We start from the raw sequence: 15,270 nt of genomic DNA, 5'->3' as shown, positions 1-15,270 counted from the left end.
GGTGTCGCGCTTGAAAAGCTAAACACGGTGCCATGAAAACAGGTGTTTATCAGGCCTGAAAGAACTTTTTACGCAGCCTCGGAAATATCTCCCAAAGCACCGTCAATCCATGCGACGCCTTGCCGGATTATTTCGCGCGCAGATCGCTCCGACATCTTGTGAGTCTCAGCAATCCGGACCATCGTCCACTTGGACCCAAAGTACCACCAGATGAAATCGCCCATTTGCTGGTTGCGCGCGATCAGCCTTGCGATGGTGACATCCACCAGCATGGCTGTCTCATCGGTAATCACGTAGCTCATTGGACTGGCCTCTGGGCAGCACTGGTTCATCAGCGCCGCCAGCGGGGAAACATATCGCGGCACGCCCATTCCAGACATCCGCCAGGAGCCCCAGTTTTCCAGCAGGTATTCGGTATCGCCCAAGGGCTTGTCGACGTATGTACGCTTTTTCATGCTGCTTTCCTCGGATCTGGTTCATTCATGCCGAAGAGTTCCATCAGCAGTCTGGTGGCGATGACGCTCCTGGCGTTGCCCTCGATGACCCACGCTCTGGCGAACGCTTCGAACCCTGCGCTCGATCTGGATGCGTGCCAGTCAGCGACAATGTCCATCAGGGCGGCAGAGGCCATACGGCCGTTATTGGCTTCGAGCAGCTGACGGTTGCCCAGCTTCAGAAACTTGCACTCGACGGCTGTCAGACTCTTGCGCGGCAGCGCCGCTGTGGTGGTGGTGTTCATACTTGGCTACCCCGATTGAAGCGACTGGCGAATGAGTTGCGGCCCATTTCGACCTCTTCGTCTGTTGCATATGTATTCCCGGCAAAGTCCACAAAGCGGACGTATTGCCCCTGCTGCTGAACGAGACAGCTACCGGTCTTGGCGTGGCGGCACTTGCCCACGATCAACTCAACCACACCGTTCTGGCCTTCCTCGCTGTCCGCATCCAGGTGAACGAGGATCACCACGTCGGCGTCGGCCTCGATCTGGCCCGATTCGCGCAGGTCGCTGGGGCGTGGTTTCTTGTCCGTACGGTTAGTCGATCCACGATTGAGCTGAGCCAACACGATCACAGGCACGTCCAATTCCTTGGCCATGTTCTTGAGTGCTGTGGAAATCTTGCCCAGCTCCAACGTTCGGTTCTGTCCGGCACCCTCGGCGGCGATCAGGCCGATGTAATCCACCACCACGATGCTGAGCCCTTCCTTGCGCTGCACTTGCCTGGCTGTCGAACGGATGCGGGCGGCGGTCATGCCTTCCTCGTCACAGACGAACAACTTGGAGTTGGCCAACACGTTTACGGCACTGGTAAGACGCGGCCAGTCTTCATCCTGAAGCGTGTGCCCCTCATCGAGACGGGTCAGACTCACACCGCCGACTGACGCCAAGCCACGAGTGACCAGTTCCTGCCGAGTCATTTCCATCGAGACGATGAGGCCGACGCCCTTGTCGACACATGCGATTTGTTGAGCGATCTGAACGCCCAGCGTTGTTTTGCCCGAGCCCGGCAGGCCGGCTATAACGATCATGTTCTTGTTGCGCAGGCCGCGAATCAGCTCGTCCAGATGCTTGAGTCCGCTTGAGTACCCGAGCTGCTTCTCTCCATTGAAACGCTTGTCGATGCCATCAACTACGTCGGGCAGCACTTCGCTGTACTTGTAATAATCCTTCCGGTCGGGTGCGCCCAGGTCACGCAGATCCGCCGTCGCTTGCTGGGCCATAGCGATGATCTCGGACACCGGCCGGTTGTCACTGGCAGAATCCTTGATCACGTCTGCCGCTTCCACGACACGGCGCAGCGCCGAGCGCTCAAGCACGATGCGCTGATACCCGGCCCAGTTCGCGGTGCTCGGCGTGTTCTTGGCGATTTCTGACGCGTAGGCCAGAGTTCGCTCGCCACTGGGCAGCTCCGGGTGCTCGACGCCCACAGTCACCACATCGATCATTTGGCCGGCGGCTTGCGTGTCGATAATTGCTTGATACAGCGCGGCGTTGTCGTCGTAGGCGAAGTCAGCCGTCGTGATCCGGGCGGTGATAGCGTCGAACAGGGAAGCGTCCAACAGCAGCGCACCCAGCAGGCCGTGTTCTGCCTCCAGGCTGTATAGATCCCTCATGCTGCACCTCGCGCCGACGGCCAGCGGAACACACAGACCAGGCCGCCACGGTCGCGCAGGCGGTCGACGGCACGGTCACCCATGCTCAGCTTCAAGTCGGCAACGCTCAAATTGCTGACGACGATCGTCGGCTTGAGCTGCTCGTAGCGACCATTGATGACCTCGAAAAGTGTTGCGCGCTCGAAGTCGGTGCCGTTCTGCAGGCCCACCTCGTCGACCACCAGCAGATGCGGGGTGATCAGATCGGCGTAGACCTGCGACTCAGTTTTGGCAGGGTTACCGAACGTGCTCTTGACCGAGCGGATGATTGCGCTGGCCGTGGTGTACAGGCCGGTCACTCCTTGGGTACCGAAGTAGCGGATGACCTGCTGCAGCATGGCAGTGGCAAGATGAGTCTTGCCGGTGCCAACCTGCCCCAGCAGCATGACGCAACGACCAACCTGATAGTTTTCGGCGAAGGCCTCCACGAAGCCCGTAGCCATGTTCCAGGCTTTGGCCTTAGCGTTGTCATCACCTGCGCTCCAGCTTTCAAGCGTGGCCTGCTGGAAGCGGACAGGAATACATGCATCGAGCAGGCGCGCGTTCAGCAAACGTTCGGTGTGGACCAGTGTGCCGCCAGCGCGGATGCTGATGTCAGCCGAGTGGCGGTTATCGAACTCGCAGCGTGGGCAGCCGTACCAGATCGGGTCTGCACCGAACTGATCGACCAGCGCGTTGATGTATTGGCCGTGTATCGAGCAAACGCCGAGGCGCGTGTCGACCGTGTGAGGCAGGCGCAGGCTCATTGACCACCTCCAGCAATCCGGTAGTCGCCGTTGGCGTCCAGCTCCAGGCCATCGGTGTGGTCAATCTGATCGAGCTGGGTGTGACGGGATGGCTTCCCGTTCTTGGCGCTGGAGCCTGGCAGAACAGATTCTGGGTAAACGTCGCTCCAACTGCTGGCCGTGGACTTGTCCAGCACCGCGTCTGGGTCGGCATGGTTTGCCAGCTTGGCGGCGATCATTTCGCAAGCACGAAGCGTCAGTGGTGCCCGTTTGGTTTTCCGCATATCGCAGAAGTCAGTCCAGGCTCTTTCTGATGCATTGGCAGGCTTCACCGATGCAGGGTCGAACTTTGGATTCTTCACCTTTCCAACACCCGAAGGGTTATCAGTACTTACTGGTGTTTTCAGTACTTGCTTACCTTCAATACTTACTAGTGTCGGATTTGCCGTATGCGGTCCAGCCGGAAGCGGCTCAGCCGGATACGGTAAATCCGGAAGCGGTGACTCGGACACAAAATAGGTGACTTCGCCCAGTACTCCAGATTCGAAACGAGGTTGTTCACGACGCACATATCCGGCGTTGATGAGTTCGTCCAACAGGCCGTAGATGCCGTCACGGCCTGTGGGTTTTGCCGAACCCGCTGTTTCTCCACGCAAGTGAGCGGGCGAGACCTTCCAGTGATCAGGCTTGCCGAGCAGGAAAACTAGGACGCCACGCGCTGCCCAGCTCAAGCGCCGGTCTTCACTGATGCTCTTGCTCAACAGATAGAAATTCCCCTCTGGCCGAGGGGCGCGAATGATGCTCATTGCAGGGTCTCCGGCGTCCGTTGCTCTTTCTGGACTCTGGAGAACGGCGAGCTTGGACCGAAAAGGTCTGGCAGGTCGTCTTCGGGGGCGGTTCGAATCCAATTCATCATCGCTTCGAAGCAAGCCTCGAATAACGGTCCGCCGCTCCCCCATTCCTCCGATTTGGGGCTCGCACTGTTTTCAAGGCGCTCCACATAAATCAGTCCGGCAAGGCTTTTCTCTGCACTAAGCCTCGCATGCAGGCGATGAACTGGGTTGATGCTCAACAGATCGCACATACCGTCAAAACCGACCGTTTCAAGAACTCGATCCGTATCCTTGATCAGGTTATAGCCAAAGCCGCCGAGGCCTTGCTTGATGACCTTCAGCTCCTCATGACGATGCGATCGTGACTTCTCTATAAGTCTGTCCATCTGACGCTGGGTGAACGGCAGATACGCTTTCAGCTTCCCAGCCTCGCGCCGGAACACTCGGCGCTCTTCACGAATCTGATCGCGATGACGCAGGCTGATCCGGATGCAGCGCTGAATCAGGATGAACATCGCGCGCGGTGGCAAATTGGGCTTGCGCGCAATGCCAGCGATTTTCCGTGAAATTTCAAGATCTATATTCTTCACTGGGCGGTCTCCGGCGTGAATTTGTTGTAGAAAAATTGACCGTCCCAGGTCTGCTTCATGGGCAGCTTTTCAGCCATGTACAGGTCGAAGAGTTTTTTCGCTCCCTCCTGCATCATCACAGGTGCATAGCGGATGAAGGACTTGATGCCCTCGCCACCGACGGTGATCGGCTTTTCGGTAAGCCACTGTTTCGAACGGGCGATGCTGTACACCCGGTACTTCGGTGAGTGCTCCGGGTCTCTCTCTGCGTTGTAGATCCACCGCAATTCCAGCAGCACGGCATTGATCTGCTGGCTATTCACGCCATTGAGGCGTTTGGCGAACTGGGTGGGTGTCTCGCCGGGCATGAAAAGGTTTTCGAGTGCCTCGATCTTCTTGGCCTGCTGCTGGTTTTCGATTGCCAGCACGGCTTTCTCTTCTGCCAGGTCCGCGGCAAGTCGCAGAGCTGCGGGAAGATCCTGGGGGAGTGCCGGTGCCGCAGGCGGTCTGAAATACTCATCGACAAGACGCGATTGAACATCCCAAGCCAAGTCGTCGTTGAATGGCTTGGTCAACATCATGTAGCCGCGCTCGGTAAGCAGCACCCCCTTGGCAGTCCTTGCCGCAAAAGCTCGCCCCAGCGACTGTGTACGAATTTCGTTCGCGGTCACCTCGAAGCAATGCACGCCCTCAACGAAGCGCGAACGATGCTCGTTGAAGTTGCGACGGGCAGTTCCCTCTGGCCGCTCATGCACCTGATCGATCATCGCGAGCGTGACAACACGCTGGCCGCGATACTCAACAATGGGCATTGAAGTGCTGTTGATGGTGATCAGGTTCATTCTGGCACCCCCAAGCCTTGGGCCATCGACTGAAGGTCGGTATAGGCATGCATCGCAAGAAGGCGTATGGCGGCCTGCACGCCGGCCTCGCATCGGGAGTCCAGCGGCTCATCACTCTGGCCCTCGTCGCTGCCCTCGCGCGCAACTGTGTTTTCCATCAGAACGTCAGAAAGAGTTCCAATGGTGTCCAAACATTCGGCGATCCGCTTGGCAACGTGGGAGTACCGTTCTGGATTGATCATTGACCACCACCCGCACTCGCGCCACGATTTGCAGAGGTCTTGTTTTGTGGCGCGCAGCTCATGTTGTCCAGCTTATGGACTGCGACGATGCGCTCTTCTTGAAGCCTGCGGGTGAGACTTGCCAGCTCTTTGAGAAGCCAGCCAATACCCACCACGCACTCAGTGGGCATTTCGCCTCCCTCAGCCAGCCCCATCATTGCCCCAATCGACTCAATGCCTGTAATCAGAACATTGGCACTTTCACCAGATGCTTGCTCGACGCGCTTGAGCTGCATTACTTGGTGGTCACTTAACTTGAGCCCAGACGACTCAGCTGGAAATTGGGCCTCAACATCGATAATCAGATCATGCAGAGATGGAATGTTCATTGGCGTGCCCCCTGTTGATCTGGGACGGTGATGCCATCCTGGGTCGAGCAGACAAGCGCATGGATCGCCTCGGCTACAAATCCGAGCACCGCCATGCCATCGCAGTGAACCAGATTCCCGTAATTGATCGACTCACGCATGTCCTCGCATATCTGGGAAAGACCCAACGACAGCGTCCGGGCTTTCTGTAACGCATCCTCCACCTGCATAGAAGGCACTGTCTGAAAGAGGTATTCGCCTTGGTTTGCAATTGGCGTTTCGCCAAATTCAACGCCTTTGGTGAGCAGGGTTACTTGCGCTGTGGTTGAGCTGGTGGTATTTTCTGATTTCATTTTGGTTTTCTCGAAGCAAAGTGATACCGAGACACCCGTTGGCGCGGGTGCCGACTAGAAGCTCGACTTAGGTCGGGCTTTTTTGTGCCTGGCGTTTGGGTTAGCCGGACAGCAAAAAATGGGTTTGGCAGGTCTTCATGAATTGGCCTGAGGTGTACTGGATAAATTCACAGGTACTTTTGAACATGACGATTCAGACCCTGAGGGATTATTCTTTGCGCACTGGCCTGGATCTGCTTTCCGGCGCTGACCAGGGAATGGTTTTTCCTCGACAGCCGACAGTTTTCCATCGCAGGACACAGTTACAAAAATCGACCGACCTTCCCTGATCGCTTTACTCAATGAGCCTTGGCTCATGCCTAGCTTCTCCGCCGTACCGGCGTGTCGCTTGGCTGCGTATTCAGCAAGAGGAATTCGCTCCACTGTGATAACTCCAGATTTTCTTTTCTTTTTAAATAGTGCTTGCGGGATTTTTTAAAGTCAATGCTAGCGGCATTTGAATTTCAGTGCCGCGAGCCATAAGGTGCACGAATGAAAAAGAAAGAACTCAGTGACGTGGCGCAGCGGGAATGCGCTGCGCTGAAAGCGATCTTCATGGCAAAGCGCAAAGAATTGGGTTTGACCCAAGAGAAGGCGGCGGCGGCTCTAGGCATGAACCAAGGGTCTTTCAGCCACTATCTAAATGGCCGCAATGGCTTAAACACGCCGTTTGCGGTCCAGGTAGCGCAGCTCCTGCAGGTGCCTGTTGAAGACTTCAGCCCGAGAATTGCAAAGCTGATCACAATGATGACGACTGCTGTATCCGGATCTGGATTGGCCGAAAAGCACAAAGGTGAGCGCTCAGAGCGGGCCAACTTGGATATGATCGTCCAGCCACGAAGGGCTGCAAGACGTTATCCGCTGATCAGCTGGATTGCGGCTGGAAGCCGGGCAGAATCTCCAGACTCATTTATCCCAGGCAGTGCCGAAGAATATTTGCCGTCTACTGAAAATGCAGGCGAGCATGGCTACTGGCTGGACGTTCGCGGGCCTTCCATGACTTCCCAGACCGTACCCAGTTTCCCTGAAGGCACGAAAATACTGGTGCAGCCAGAAGGCTTCGATCTTTTGAGCGGGAAATTTTACGTTGCTCGTCATCGCGATGGAGAAACGACTTTCAAGCAATATATTAACGATGCCGGCTCCGCATACCTGATGCCCCTGAACGCCGCTTTCAAGCCGATCGAGGTTGACGGCGACTGGGAGATAATCGGCCGGGTCATCGAGGCAAAAATACCAGGCCTGTAAAATATAATCCCGCAGGGATTGACACAGATAAATCCCGCCAGCACTATAGCCACCAGACAACAACTTTGGTCACGGGTGGCATCTCATGCAATACATCAGCAATGGCGCATGGAAAGGAAAACTTGGCCTTGGTCTTGCCGAGCGCGAGCTTTCGTGCCTGCTTGCCGTAGCTGCAGGTCATACAGACAAGGAGATCGCCAAGCATGACGGTCTTTCACCGCGCTCGGTCAAAGGTCGCATTGAATCGTGTATGCACAAGCTCGGGGTATACAAGCGCCCTGCCTTGGTGGCGGAAGCATTTCGCCGCGGTCTGATCTCCCCTGCCGCAGCGCTTGCGCTCGTACTAGCCGCCCACGGTGCTCTCGCCGAAGATCCTATGACCAAGGTCCGCCGCAGCGGCGGAAGTGAATCGAAAATCGAAACCAGAATTGCAGCCAAGCGCATGGAAACCTCGCTGGCCGCATAAACCAAACACATTTTTGCGAAAGCCATCAACGCGGCGGGCTATCGGCTTGCCTGTAGAAACCAAAAGGAGTTGCATCATGCTCTGTCTATCCCGTCGCTTCGGCGAGTCGATCATCATCGGCGACAACATCAAAATTACCGTGATCAGCGGCCGTGACGGCCAGATCCGGCTGGGCATTGATGCTCCAGCCGAACTGGCTGTCGACCGTTCCGAGATCCACGCTGCCAAGTTGGCCAGCCCTCGCACCGGGAGTGATCGTCATGCAACGGTATGAAGGCGGTAGCCGCGGCGCAGACAAATTCGTTGTGCGTTTCCCGGGCGACATGCGAAGCGAGGTAGAACGCGCTGCGGCACAAAGCGACACCAGCATGAATACCGTCGTGCTCCGCGCCCTTCGCCTCTACCTGCACGGCCAGGAGCGGCAAGAGCTATTGCTTGATGCGCTGGCCAAGGCCGCTGCGCACGAAGCTCCGAAGGCTGCCCAGGAGCCGCAGTCATGAGTCGCCACCGTAACGGCCCCGTGGGCCAGCGCCTGATACAGCTCTGGCAGTTGCTCCAGCACCGTGACACGACATTCGGGCAAGTCATCGATCTGGCTGCCCAGTGCGGTATCGACGGGCGTCGAGTACTGACTGACCACTTCAGCGCATCGTTTGATCTATCCCGCAGCCTGGAGGTATAGCGATGACCGGTCGGACCTGTAACCGCTGGACCACAGCCGAAGATGCGCTGGTGAAGCAGTTCTACGCCGACAAGGGAAACGACTTCATGACCAGCATCTTGCCGGGGCGCTCGGTGGATGCGATTTGCCAGCGGGCCGTGGGCATGGGGATCAGGAAAACGCATGAGCATCGTAGCGCGGCCTCGCGCCGCAGCTTCTTAGCAGCATGCGAGGTGCGTGGCGTACCTCCAGGTCAGCAGCCTCGGCCAGTTGGGTCAACGCACCGAAAAGGCCGCTACATCCTGATAAAAGTTGCTCAGCCGGACGTTTGGAAGCCCCTACATACGCATGTGTGGGAGCAGGCCAATGGCCCGATACCAGAAGGAATGATCGTCGCAGCGAAGGATGGGAACGTCAGAAACACGGACTTGGCCAACCTCTGCTTACGCACGTTCGCGGAAAACCAACTCCGGCGCAACAAGCACTACAAGGATTTGCCGGAAGAGCTCGTCGACATCCTGCACCTGCAGAACGAAATCAAAAAAACCATCAAAAGGAAGCGTGGCAATGAAAAATAAACTATCCGATCTGCGCGACCACTTATTCGTCGCCCTGGAAAATCTGGCTGATGCGGACGGCGAAAAACTGGATATGGCCGTGCGCAAGGCCGATGCCGTGAGCAACGTGGCCAAGGTCATCGTTGACACCGCCCGGGTTGAAATTGATTACATCCGCCACGTCGGTGGCCAGGTTGAGAGCAGCGTGTTCATCGAATCAAAACCGGCATTGCCTACAGCGAACCGGGCTTGAACGTGCGCGCCACAAAATACCGAGCGTTCAAATCGTGGCGCAGGCGAATGGCTGGCCAGCTTCAGCGATCAATCAGAACCTGACGAGTCAGGAGTAACGACTAATGCGCTACATGACCATCAGGAAATTCGCCAGCGAGTCTGGCTACAGCGAGGACGCTATCCGCTCGAAAATCCGTGATGGAATTTGGCGGCTTGGCGAAATCTGGTACAGGGCTCCGGACGGCCGGACGCTAATCGACATGGAAGGGTACGAGTCATGGGTAGAGACGGGCGGGGAGTTCGGGCGGTCTCCGATACGAGCATCGAAATCACGTTCATGTATCGGGGCGTCCGGTGCCGCGAGCGCATCACGCTCAAGCCCTCCCCCACTAATCTGAAGAAGGCAGAGCAGCACAAGGCAGCGATCGAGCATGCGATATCGATCGGCGCGTTCGACTACTCAGTGACGTTTCCCGGCTCGCCCAGGGCCGCGAAGTTTGCACCCGAAGCGAACAGGGAGACGGTTGCGGGATTTCTGACTCGCTGGCTCGACGGCAAGAAGCGGCACGTATCGAGCAGCACGTTTGACGGCTATCGCAAGATCGTGGAGCTGCGCCTGGTGCCGGCTCTGGGCGAGCACATGATGGTCGATCTGAAACGCAAGGACGTGAAGGATTGGCTGGCCAAGCTGGAGATCAGCAACAAGACACTAAGCAACATCCAGAGCTGCCTGCGCTCTGCGCTGAGCGATGCCGCTGAGGAGGAGTTGATCAGCACCAACCCGCTGGCCGGCTGGACGTACTCGAGGAAGGAAGCGCCACCCAAGGAAGATGATGTGGACCCTTTCAGCCCTGAGGAGCAGCAGGCCATCTTGGCGGCACTGAACGGGCAGGCGCGCAACCTGGTGCAATTCGCGTTGTGGACTGGGCTTCGGACCAGCGAACTGGTGGCACTAGAGTGGGGGGATATTGATTGGTTGCGTGAAGAAGTGATGGTAAGTCGGGCCATGACTCAGGCCGGCAAGGGTGCGGCCGAGGTCACCAAGACAGCATCAGGACGGCGCGCGGTGAAGCTGCTCAGACCGGCGATGGAAGCTTTGAGAGCTCAGAAGGTGCACACCTTTTTGGCTGATGCCGAGGTATTCCAGAACCCGCGAACGCTGCTGCGCTGGGCAGGGGATGGGCCGATCAGGAAGACAATGTGGGTGCCGGCCATGAAAAAGGCAGGCGTTCGGTACCGCCGCCCTTATCAGACCCGACATACATACGCCTCAATGATGTTATCTGCTGGCGAGCACCCGATGTGGGTGGCGCAGCAGATGGGGCACGGCGACTGGACGATGATTGCACGCGTCTACGGGAAGTGGATGCCTTCCGCGGACGAGCGTGCTGGCAGCAAAGCCGAAGATCTATGGGGAATCGAACCAAAAGTGAAAAAGGAGATCAACCAAAACTAACTTAGTTACTACGCTAAACTACGCTCACAAGTTTATCCGCCTCCTCAAGTTCTTTCTCGAGTTTCTTAATGGCTTCGCCATTGGGGCCATTCACTTCCTTTTCGCGGCGAATCTTCCAACGTAGATACAGCCAGCTCAAATTGACGAACACTCTGTGGTTCTTTGATTGACGCTGTTTTATGAACGGGCCGAGGGTGAAGCAAAGCCGCAGCAAAAAAGTACCGTAAATATCGTAAAGCATCTCTTCATCGTAAACGTCATGCTTAAGCGCAACTGCAACTCTCTCCCATGCATTCAAGATTTCGGTAACCCTATCATGCTCTTTTTTGGGACACCTAGTATTAGCCAATGCAAGAATCTCAGCAGTATTCATTTTGCAAAGCTTTAAATGGAAGGTCTTGGACGCTCGCTTCATGGTTTCAGAGTCGCTAAACGAGACCTGAAAGTCCATGGTATGCTTTGCTCGCGTCAAGTGACGCTGCGAACCCCAACTTAAATACGCTAAACACGAGGTGACGGTCAGAAATATTAATGTTGGGTTACGCTTAACAAAGTGAAACATCTGAACAAAAGTAAAGTTAGCCTTAATTATTAAAAATAAAATCACTGCAATTACTGAAAGCCAAAATATTGGTTTGTAGGCGCGCGGCACGATAATTCCCTTTAATAAAAAACGCCCCCATAATTGGAGGCGTTCTGATGGTATTGAAGCTTAGATCCAATCTTCTTCACGGTAGATACGATTCATAGACTCCCCTCCATTGCTCCTGACATCATATAGCTAGACTAGGCAATTTGTGGGCTACCTGGCTAGCTTGTTGCTGTTACCGGCGCAATACGCCCAGTTTTCAGCAATGTCAACGTACCGAAAGAGGTCTGAGAGGTCAAGCTCCGTCCGTCCCGTTCCTATGCTATGACACAGCCATAGCCCTTAGAATGACAGCTTTATGCCAGCTTGTAGCCTGCAAGCCGCGCAAACAGGGCCTTGGCTGCGGGTTCAAATCCCCCCGGCTCCACCACTTCATCATCTAAAGACGTCCACGGACGTCTTTTTTTGTGCCTGAAATTCAGCAAAATCAAGGGTTTAAGCGCTATTTGGCTCTGTAGAGGTTTTCTGAGTTCCAGCCGTTTGGGTATTCCAAATGGTATTCCAAGCCATCCGGTGCTATTTTTTGGAATACCAAAACGGTGTCAGAGGAAGCTCTCATGCCTGCTCCAGCCCTTCGCCTCTCCGACCGCCAGCTCAAGGCAGTCAAGGCAAAAGACAAGGATTACGTCCTTAGCGATGGTGACGGCCTTCAGCTCCGAGTCAGGAGCAATGGCTCGATGCTGTGGAACTTCAACTACCGCGAGCAGGTAACCAAAAACCGTATCAATATGGGGCTGGGCACGTACCCAGAGCTCTCATTAGCGAACGCCAGGAAAAAAGTGGTTGAAGCGCGCGAGCTGCTGGCACAAGGCATTGACCCCAAGGTGCAACGCAATGCACAGGACGAAGCCAAACGAGCGGAGACGGAACACACGTTCGAGAACGTGGCCACCGCTTGGTTCGAGCTGAAGAAGGACTCCGTCACGCCGGCGTACGCAGAGGACATTTGGCGATCGCTCACGCTGCACGTATTCCCAGACCTGAAAACAACGCCGCTCTCGAAAATTACCGCACCGTTGGTCATCGAACTGCTTCGCCCGATTGAGGCCAAAGGCAGTCTCGAGACAGTGAAGCGGTTGAGCCAACGGCTCAACGAGATCATGACTTACGGGGTGAACTCCGGGCTGATTTTCGCTAACCCTCTCAGTGGTATTCGAGCGGTATTCAAGAAGCCCAAGAAACAGAACATGGCCGCGCTACGACCCGATGAGCTTTCCGAGCTCATGATCGAAATCGCGAACGCCAGCATCAAGCGGATCACCCGCTGCCTGATCGAATGGCAACTGCACACCATGACCCGCCCTGCCGAAGCGGCTACCACTCGATGGGCAGACATCGACTTCGACAAACGCATCTGGACCATCCCGCCGGAGCGCATGAAGAAGCGTCGTCCGCACACCATCCCGCTGACCGAACAGGCACTCGCCTTACTGGAGGCGCTCAAGCCCCACAGTGGCCACAGGGAATACGTGTTCCCGGCAGATAGAAACCCGCGCACCCACGCCAACAGTCAGACCGCCAACATGGCGTTGAAACGCATGGGCTTCCAGGACCGCTTGGTCAGCCACGGCATGCGCTCCATGGCCAGTACCATCCTGAACGAGCACGGGTGGGATCCGGAGCTCATCGAAGTCGCGCTGGCGCATGTCGACAAGGACGAAGTCCGAAGCGCTTACAACCGAGCTGACTACATTGAACGTCGGCGTCCGATGATGGCTTGGTGGAGTGAGCACATCCAGAAAGCCGCGACCGGCAGCCTGCTCGCCTCTGCATACGGCCAAGTCAGAGACAAGAACGTGGTGCCGATCCGCTAGTGCTGTACAGGCGCAATAACGGCGGCGACAGCAACTGAGCGCTCAAGATTCGGGGCAAACAGCCTCGCTTATCCGCTTCTCAGCACGGGTCCTTCCAAACAGGGCTGCAAAGCCGCCCTGTTTGGAAGGACCTTACTTTGAAGAGCTCAAAGCGACCACGTTGTCCAGGATTTACCACGGAATTCCACCGGTGGATAACCGTTCTTCAAGTCAAAAGTGGCGTTGAATTTCGAACCTTGACCGGGTTTATCCACAGGCGTAAAACTGGCCGTGCAAGAGCTGTCGATGACAGCAACCCAGGTGGCCCGAACCTTGAAGGTCACGCCGCTCTCGCGGTGGTTCCCCCCAAAAGGCGATTCGCGTCCGGCAGCTCGCCCGGTCACCTCCCCGGTGATGGATGCCTACTTCAGATCATGGCCCTCGTGCGCCAGACGACACTTCCTACTTCGCTGCCCTGCAGCAACCTATCCGCTTGGCCGAATCTTGCGCCAACCTGCGCCCGTCTCTTTCTCCCGGAAAGAGACGGGCGCTTCAAACACTGCTGCAGCCCTCATCGCACTTGGCTTTGCGGCAACTTCTCTCGTGACAGTCGGCGTGACAAACGCCGATGTCACCAGCAACAGCGCTGTAGATGATGGTGCCGCAGACCAAGGAATGGACTGCACCTGACTGACAGTCAGGCTTGCCCCGGTCATCGCATTGCTGCGTACACCTGGCTCAGGATCTCGCGGCACTGGTCTCGTCAGCCAGTGCTGCCTCCACCCGCCCACCGGTAACGGTGTTTAGGAGGCCAGATCATGAGATGCCCTTGCTCCCGGACGTAAGGAGCCGCCAGTCCCGCGTAGAGGACATTCCCCACAGGTCGCAGGGGCCTTGATCCCTGATAACACTCAGCATTCTTGGCGGGATGACGTGGGGAAAGTTTTAAACGTTTTGGCTTCGAGAGGCGTTCGATCATGGCACTGGTGGGAAGGCGAGATGGACGTAATTTTGGCTACGGTCGGCAGTTGAGCTATGCCGGGCCACAGGCATTGAAAGATCTGTTTGGCGGTGGGCATTACGGGACCGTCAAAGCACACAGTGATCGCTGGCAGGCATTCGTGAAGTGGTGTCGCTCGGAGGATGGGCCGGGGTTTAACGATGCCCGGCTGATTGATCGGCAGACCTTGCTGGACTACGCCGGGCATCTGCGCCTCCAAGTTGACCAAGGTGAACTCGCCATCGCCACCGCGCAAAATCGGTTGTCCAGCGTGAACCGAACCATGGCCGCGCTTCGCGGTGATCAGTATGTGAAAGTACCAAGCCCGAGCAAGGCGCTGGGAATGCGGCGCACCAGTGTTCGTTGCTCGGTTTCGCAAGGCCAAGACCGCGAACAGGTAAAACGGATCGTCGACGTGCTTTGCGAACATCAGCAGCCGCGCGCCGCAGCCATCGTGCAGTTAGCGCGAACCACCGGCATGCGCATGCGCGAGGCCATTTTGGCCGACCTGTCCCGATTGCAACGTGAAGCAGAGCAACTTGGCAGAATCAACATCCAGGATGGCACCAAAGGTGGCCGCTCAGGTGCATCGGCACCTCGATGGATTACGGTACATGATCATGTTCGTGGCGCACTTAGGTTTGCCGAACAGGCCTCGCCCCACGGTAGCCGCAACCTGCTTGCTCCGAACGAAAGCTACCAGGACTTTCTGCGGGACACCGTCCGCCCCGCACGGGACATCATCTATAAGCACGACCTCAAAGGCTTCCACGAATTGCGGGCAGCCTATGCGTGCGAACGCTATGAGCAAATCACCCACCATCCCGCCCCCATCAACGATGGCCATTGCTATCAACTCGACCGACGTCTTGATCAGAAAGCCCGAGTACAAATCAGCTATGAGCTGGGGCATAAGTATGCGTTCAATTTTAGCGCGACTCCAATTGTACCTCGTTACTGCTGGATTGAGCTGTGCGTTCCGAACTGTATTGCGTGGTTCAGTTGTATTGTAACCGCTCCATTAACCCCACATTCAAAGCACTAAGCTAATGCCAGATGCTGGGCTCCCGATTCTCTCAGGAGCCCATCGATCATGATGCGACCC

21 protein-coding genes and 1 pseudogene are annotated in these 15,270 nt (G+C 56.4%); 10 read left to right on the top strand and 12 right to left on the bottom strand.

Going from position 1 to position 15,270, the window contains the following annotated elements:
* Positions 1-68: 68 nt before the first annotated feature.
* From KDX37_RS23235 to KDX37_RS23185, 11 genes are all read right to left on the bottom strand, one after another.
* Entirely contained in the window at positions 69-455 is a 387-nt protein-coding gene (locus KDX37_RS23235; RefSeq protein WP_231655363.1) for an antiterminator Q family protein, read from the bottom strand.
* Positions 452-739, bottom strand: a complete 288-nt coding sequence (locus KDX37_RS23230) for a hypothetical protein (protein WP_231655362.1) — start codon at positions 737-739, stop codon at positions 452-454. Before KDX37_RS23230 ends, KDX37_RS23235 begins: the two co-directional genes overlap by 4 nt.
* The gene (locus tag KDX37_RS23225) at positions 736-2,112 is read right to left on the bottom strand and encodes a replicative DNA helicase (RefSeq protein WP_231655361.1); all 1,377 of its coding nucleotides are present in this window, start codon (positions 2,110-2,112) and stop codon (positions 736-738) included. The genes KDX37_RS23230 and KDX37_RS23225 overlap by 4 nt, the downstream gene beginning before the upstream one ends.
* A complete protein-coding gene (locus KDX37_RS23220) occupies positions 2,109-2,897 on the bottom strand; it encodes an ATP-binding protein (RefSeq protein WP_231655360.1) in 789 nt (262 codons plus the stop codon). Before KDX37_RS23220 ends, KDX37_RS23225 begins: the two co-directional genes overlap by 4 nt.
* Positions 2,894-3,682 carry a hypothetical protein gene (locus KDX37_RS23215; protein WP_231655359.1) on the bottom strand — a complete coding sequence of 263 codons (789 nt, stop codon included), beginning with the start codon at positions 3,680-3,682 and terminating at the stop codon, positions 2,894-2,896. Before KDX37_RS23215 ends, KDX37_RS23220 begins: the two co-directional genes overlap by 4 nt.
* Positions 3,679-4,299, bottom strand: a complete 621-nt coding sequence (locus KDX37_RS23210; protein ID WP_231655358.1) for a hypothetical protein — start codon at positions 4,297-4,299, stop codon at positions 3,679-3,681. Before KDX37_RS23210 ends, KDX37_RS23215 begins: the two co-directional genes overlap by 4 nt.
* A complete protein-coding gene (locus KDX37_RS23205) occupies positions 4,296-5,120 on the bottom strand; it encodes an ORF6N domain-containing protein (protein ID WP_231655357.1) in 825 nt (274 codons plus the stop codon). The genes KDX37_RS23210 and KDX37_RS23205 overlap by 4 nt, the downstream gene beginning before the upstream one ends.
* Positions 5,117-5,362 carry a hypothetical protein gene (locus KDX37_RS23200; RefSeq protein ID WP_231655356.1) on the bottom strand — a complete coding sequence of 82 codons (246 nt, stop codon included), beginning with the start codon at positions 5,360-5,362 and terminating at the stop codon, positions 5,117-5,119. The genes KDX37_RS23205 and KDX37_RS23200 overlap by 4 nt, the downstream gene beginning before the upstream one ends.
* The gene (locus KDX37_RS23195; protein ID WP_231655355.1) at positions 5,359-5,730 is read right to left on the bottom strand and encodes a hypothetical protein; all 372 of its coding nucleotides are present in this window, start codon (positions 5,728-5,730) and stop codon (positions 5,359-5,361) included. The genes KDX37_RS23200 and KDX37_RS23195 overlap by 4 nt, the downstream gene beginning before the upstream one ends.
* Entirely contained in the window at positions 5,727-6,062 is a 336-nt protein-coding gene (locus KDX37_RS23190; RefSeq protein ID WP_231655354.1) for a hypothetical protein, read from the bottom strand. Before KDX37_RS23190 ends, KDX37_RS23195 begins: the two co-directional genes overlap by 4 nt.
* Positions 6,063-6,197: 135 nt before the next feature.
* Entirely contained in the window at positions 6,198-6,485 is a 288-nt protein-coding gene (locus KDX37_RS23185; RefSeq protein ID WP_231655353.1) for a Cro/CI family transcriptional regulator, read from the bottom strand.
* Positions 6,486-6,593: 108 nt separating this feature from the next.
* Here KDX37_RS23185 and KDX37_RS23180 point away from each other — a divergent pair, with 108 nt between their 5' ends.
* The 8 genes from KDX37_RS23180 to KDX37_RS23145 all read left to right on the top strand — a co-directional run bounded on the left by KDX37_RS23180 (position 6,594) and on the right by KDX37_RS23145 (position 10,723).
* Positions 6,594-7,349, top strand: coding sequence for a S24 family peptidase (locus KDX37_RS23180; RefSeq protein ID WP_231655352.1), 756 nt, complete (start codon positions 6,594-6,596; stop codon positions 7,347-7,349).
* Positions 7,350-7,434: 85 nt separating this feature from the next.
* Entirely contained in the window at positions 7,435-7,815 is a 381-nt protein-coding gene (locus KDX37_RS23175) for a LuxR C-terminal-related transcriptional regulator (protein ID WP_231655351.1), read from the top strand.
* A 76-nt stretch (positions 7,816-7,891) separates the two neighbouring features.
* On the top strand, positions 7,892-8,089 hold the full coding sequence (locus KDX37_RS23170; protein WP_231655350.1) for a carbon storage regulator: 198 nt from the start codon (positions 7,892-7,894) through the stop codon (positions 8,087-8,089).
* Complete coding sequence (locus KDX37_RS23165) at positions 8,076-8,315, top strand: Arc family DNA-binding protein (RefSeq protein ID WP_231655349.1); 240 nt, start codon at positions 8,076-8,078, stop codon at positions 8,313-8,315. The genes KDX37_RS23170 and KDX37_RS23165 overlap by 14 nt, the downstream gene beginning before the upstream one ends.
* Positions 8,312-8,497 (top strand): hypothetical protein, encoded by a 186-nt coding sequence (locus KDX37_RS23160; protein WP_231655348.1) that lies wholly within the window; start codon positions 8,312-8,314, stop codon positions 8,495-8,497. The genes KDX37_RS23165 and KDX37_RS23160 overlap by 4 nt, the downstream gene beginning before the upstream one ends.
* 2 nt (positions 8,498-8,499) lie before the next feature.
* The gene (locus KDX37_RS23155; protein WP_231655347.1) at positions 8,500-9,054 is read left to right on the top strand and encodes an HNH endonuclease signature motif containing protein; all 555 of its coding nucleotides are present in this window, start codon (positions 8,500-8,502) and stop codon (positions 9,052-9,054) included.
* On the top strand, positions 9,044-9,286 hold the full coding sequence (locus KDX37_RS23150) for a hypothetical protein (RefSeq protein ID WP_231655346.1): 243 nt from the start codon (positions 9,044-9,046) through the stop codon (positions 9,284-9,286). The genes KDX37_RS23155 and KDX37_RS23150 overlap by 11 nt, the downstream gene beginning before the upstream one ends.
* A 258-nt stretch (positions 9,287-9,544) precedes the next feature.
* On the top strand, positions 9,545-10,723 hold the full coding sequence (locus KDX37_RS23145; protein WP_231655345.1) for a site-specific integrase: 1,179 nt from the start codon (positions 9,545-9,547) through the stop codon (positions 10,721-10,723).
* A gap of 13 nt (positions 10,724-10,736) precedes the next feature.
* Here the strand turns inward: KDX37_RS23145 and KDX37_RS23140 are convergent, their stop codons facing one another.
* Positions 10,737-11,375: a DUF4760 domain-containing protein gene (locus KDX37_RS23140; protein WP_231655344.1), complete on the bottom strand. Its 639-nt coding sequence runs from the start codon at positions 11,373-11,375 to the stop codon at positions 10,737-10,739.
* 554 nt (positions 11,376-11,929) lie between these two features.
* Here KDX37_RS23140 and KDX37_RS23135 point away from each other — a divergent pair.
* Together KDX37_RS23135 and KDX37_RS23130 are read left to right on the top strand one after the other, a co-directional pair.
* Positions 11,930-13,186 carry an integrase domain-containing protein gene (locus tag KDX37_RS23135; protein ID WP_231655343.1) on the top strand — a complete coding sequence of 419 codons (1,257 nt, stop codon included), beginning with the start codon at positions 11,930-11,932 and terminating at the stop codon, positions 13,184-13,186.
* Between the two features lie 956 nt (positions 13,187-14,142).
* Positions 14,143-15,078, top strand: a pseudogene (locus KDX37_RS23130) (integrase domain-containing protein); the annotation flags it as partial.
* Between the last annotated feature and the right edge of the window lie 192 nt (positions 15,079-15,270).

It is taken from the genome of Pseudomonas californiensis, from assembly GCF_021147775.1.
GTDB lineage: Bacteria > Pseudomonadota > Gammaproteobacteria > Pseudomonadales > Pseudomonadaceae > Aquipseudomonas > Aquipseudomonas californiensis.
The sequence above is the reverse complement of the archived record's forward strand: the minus strand, read 5'-3'. Positions and strand labels throughout refer to the sequence as shown.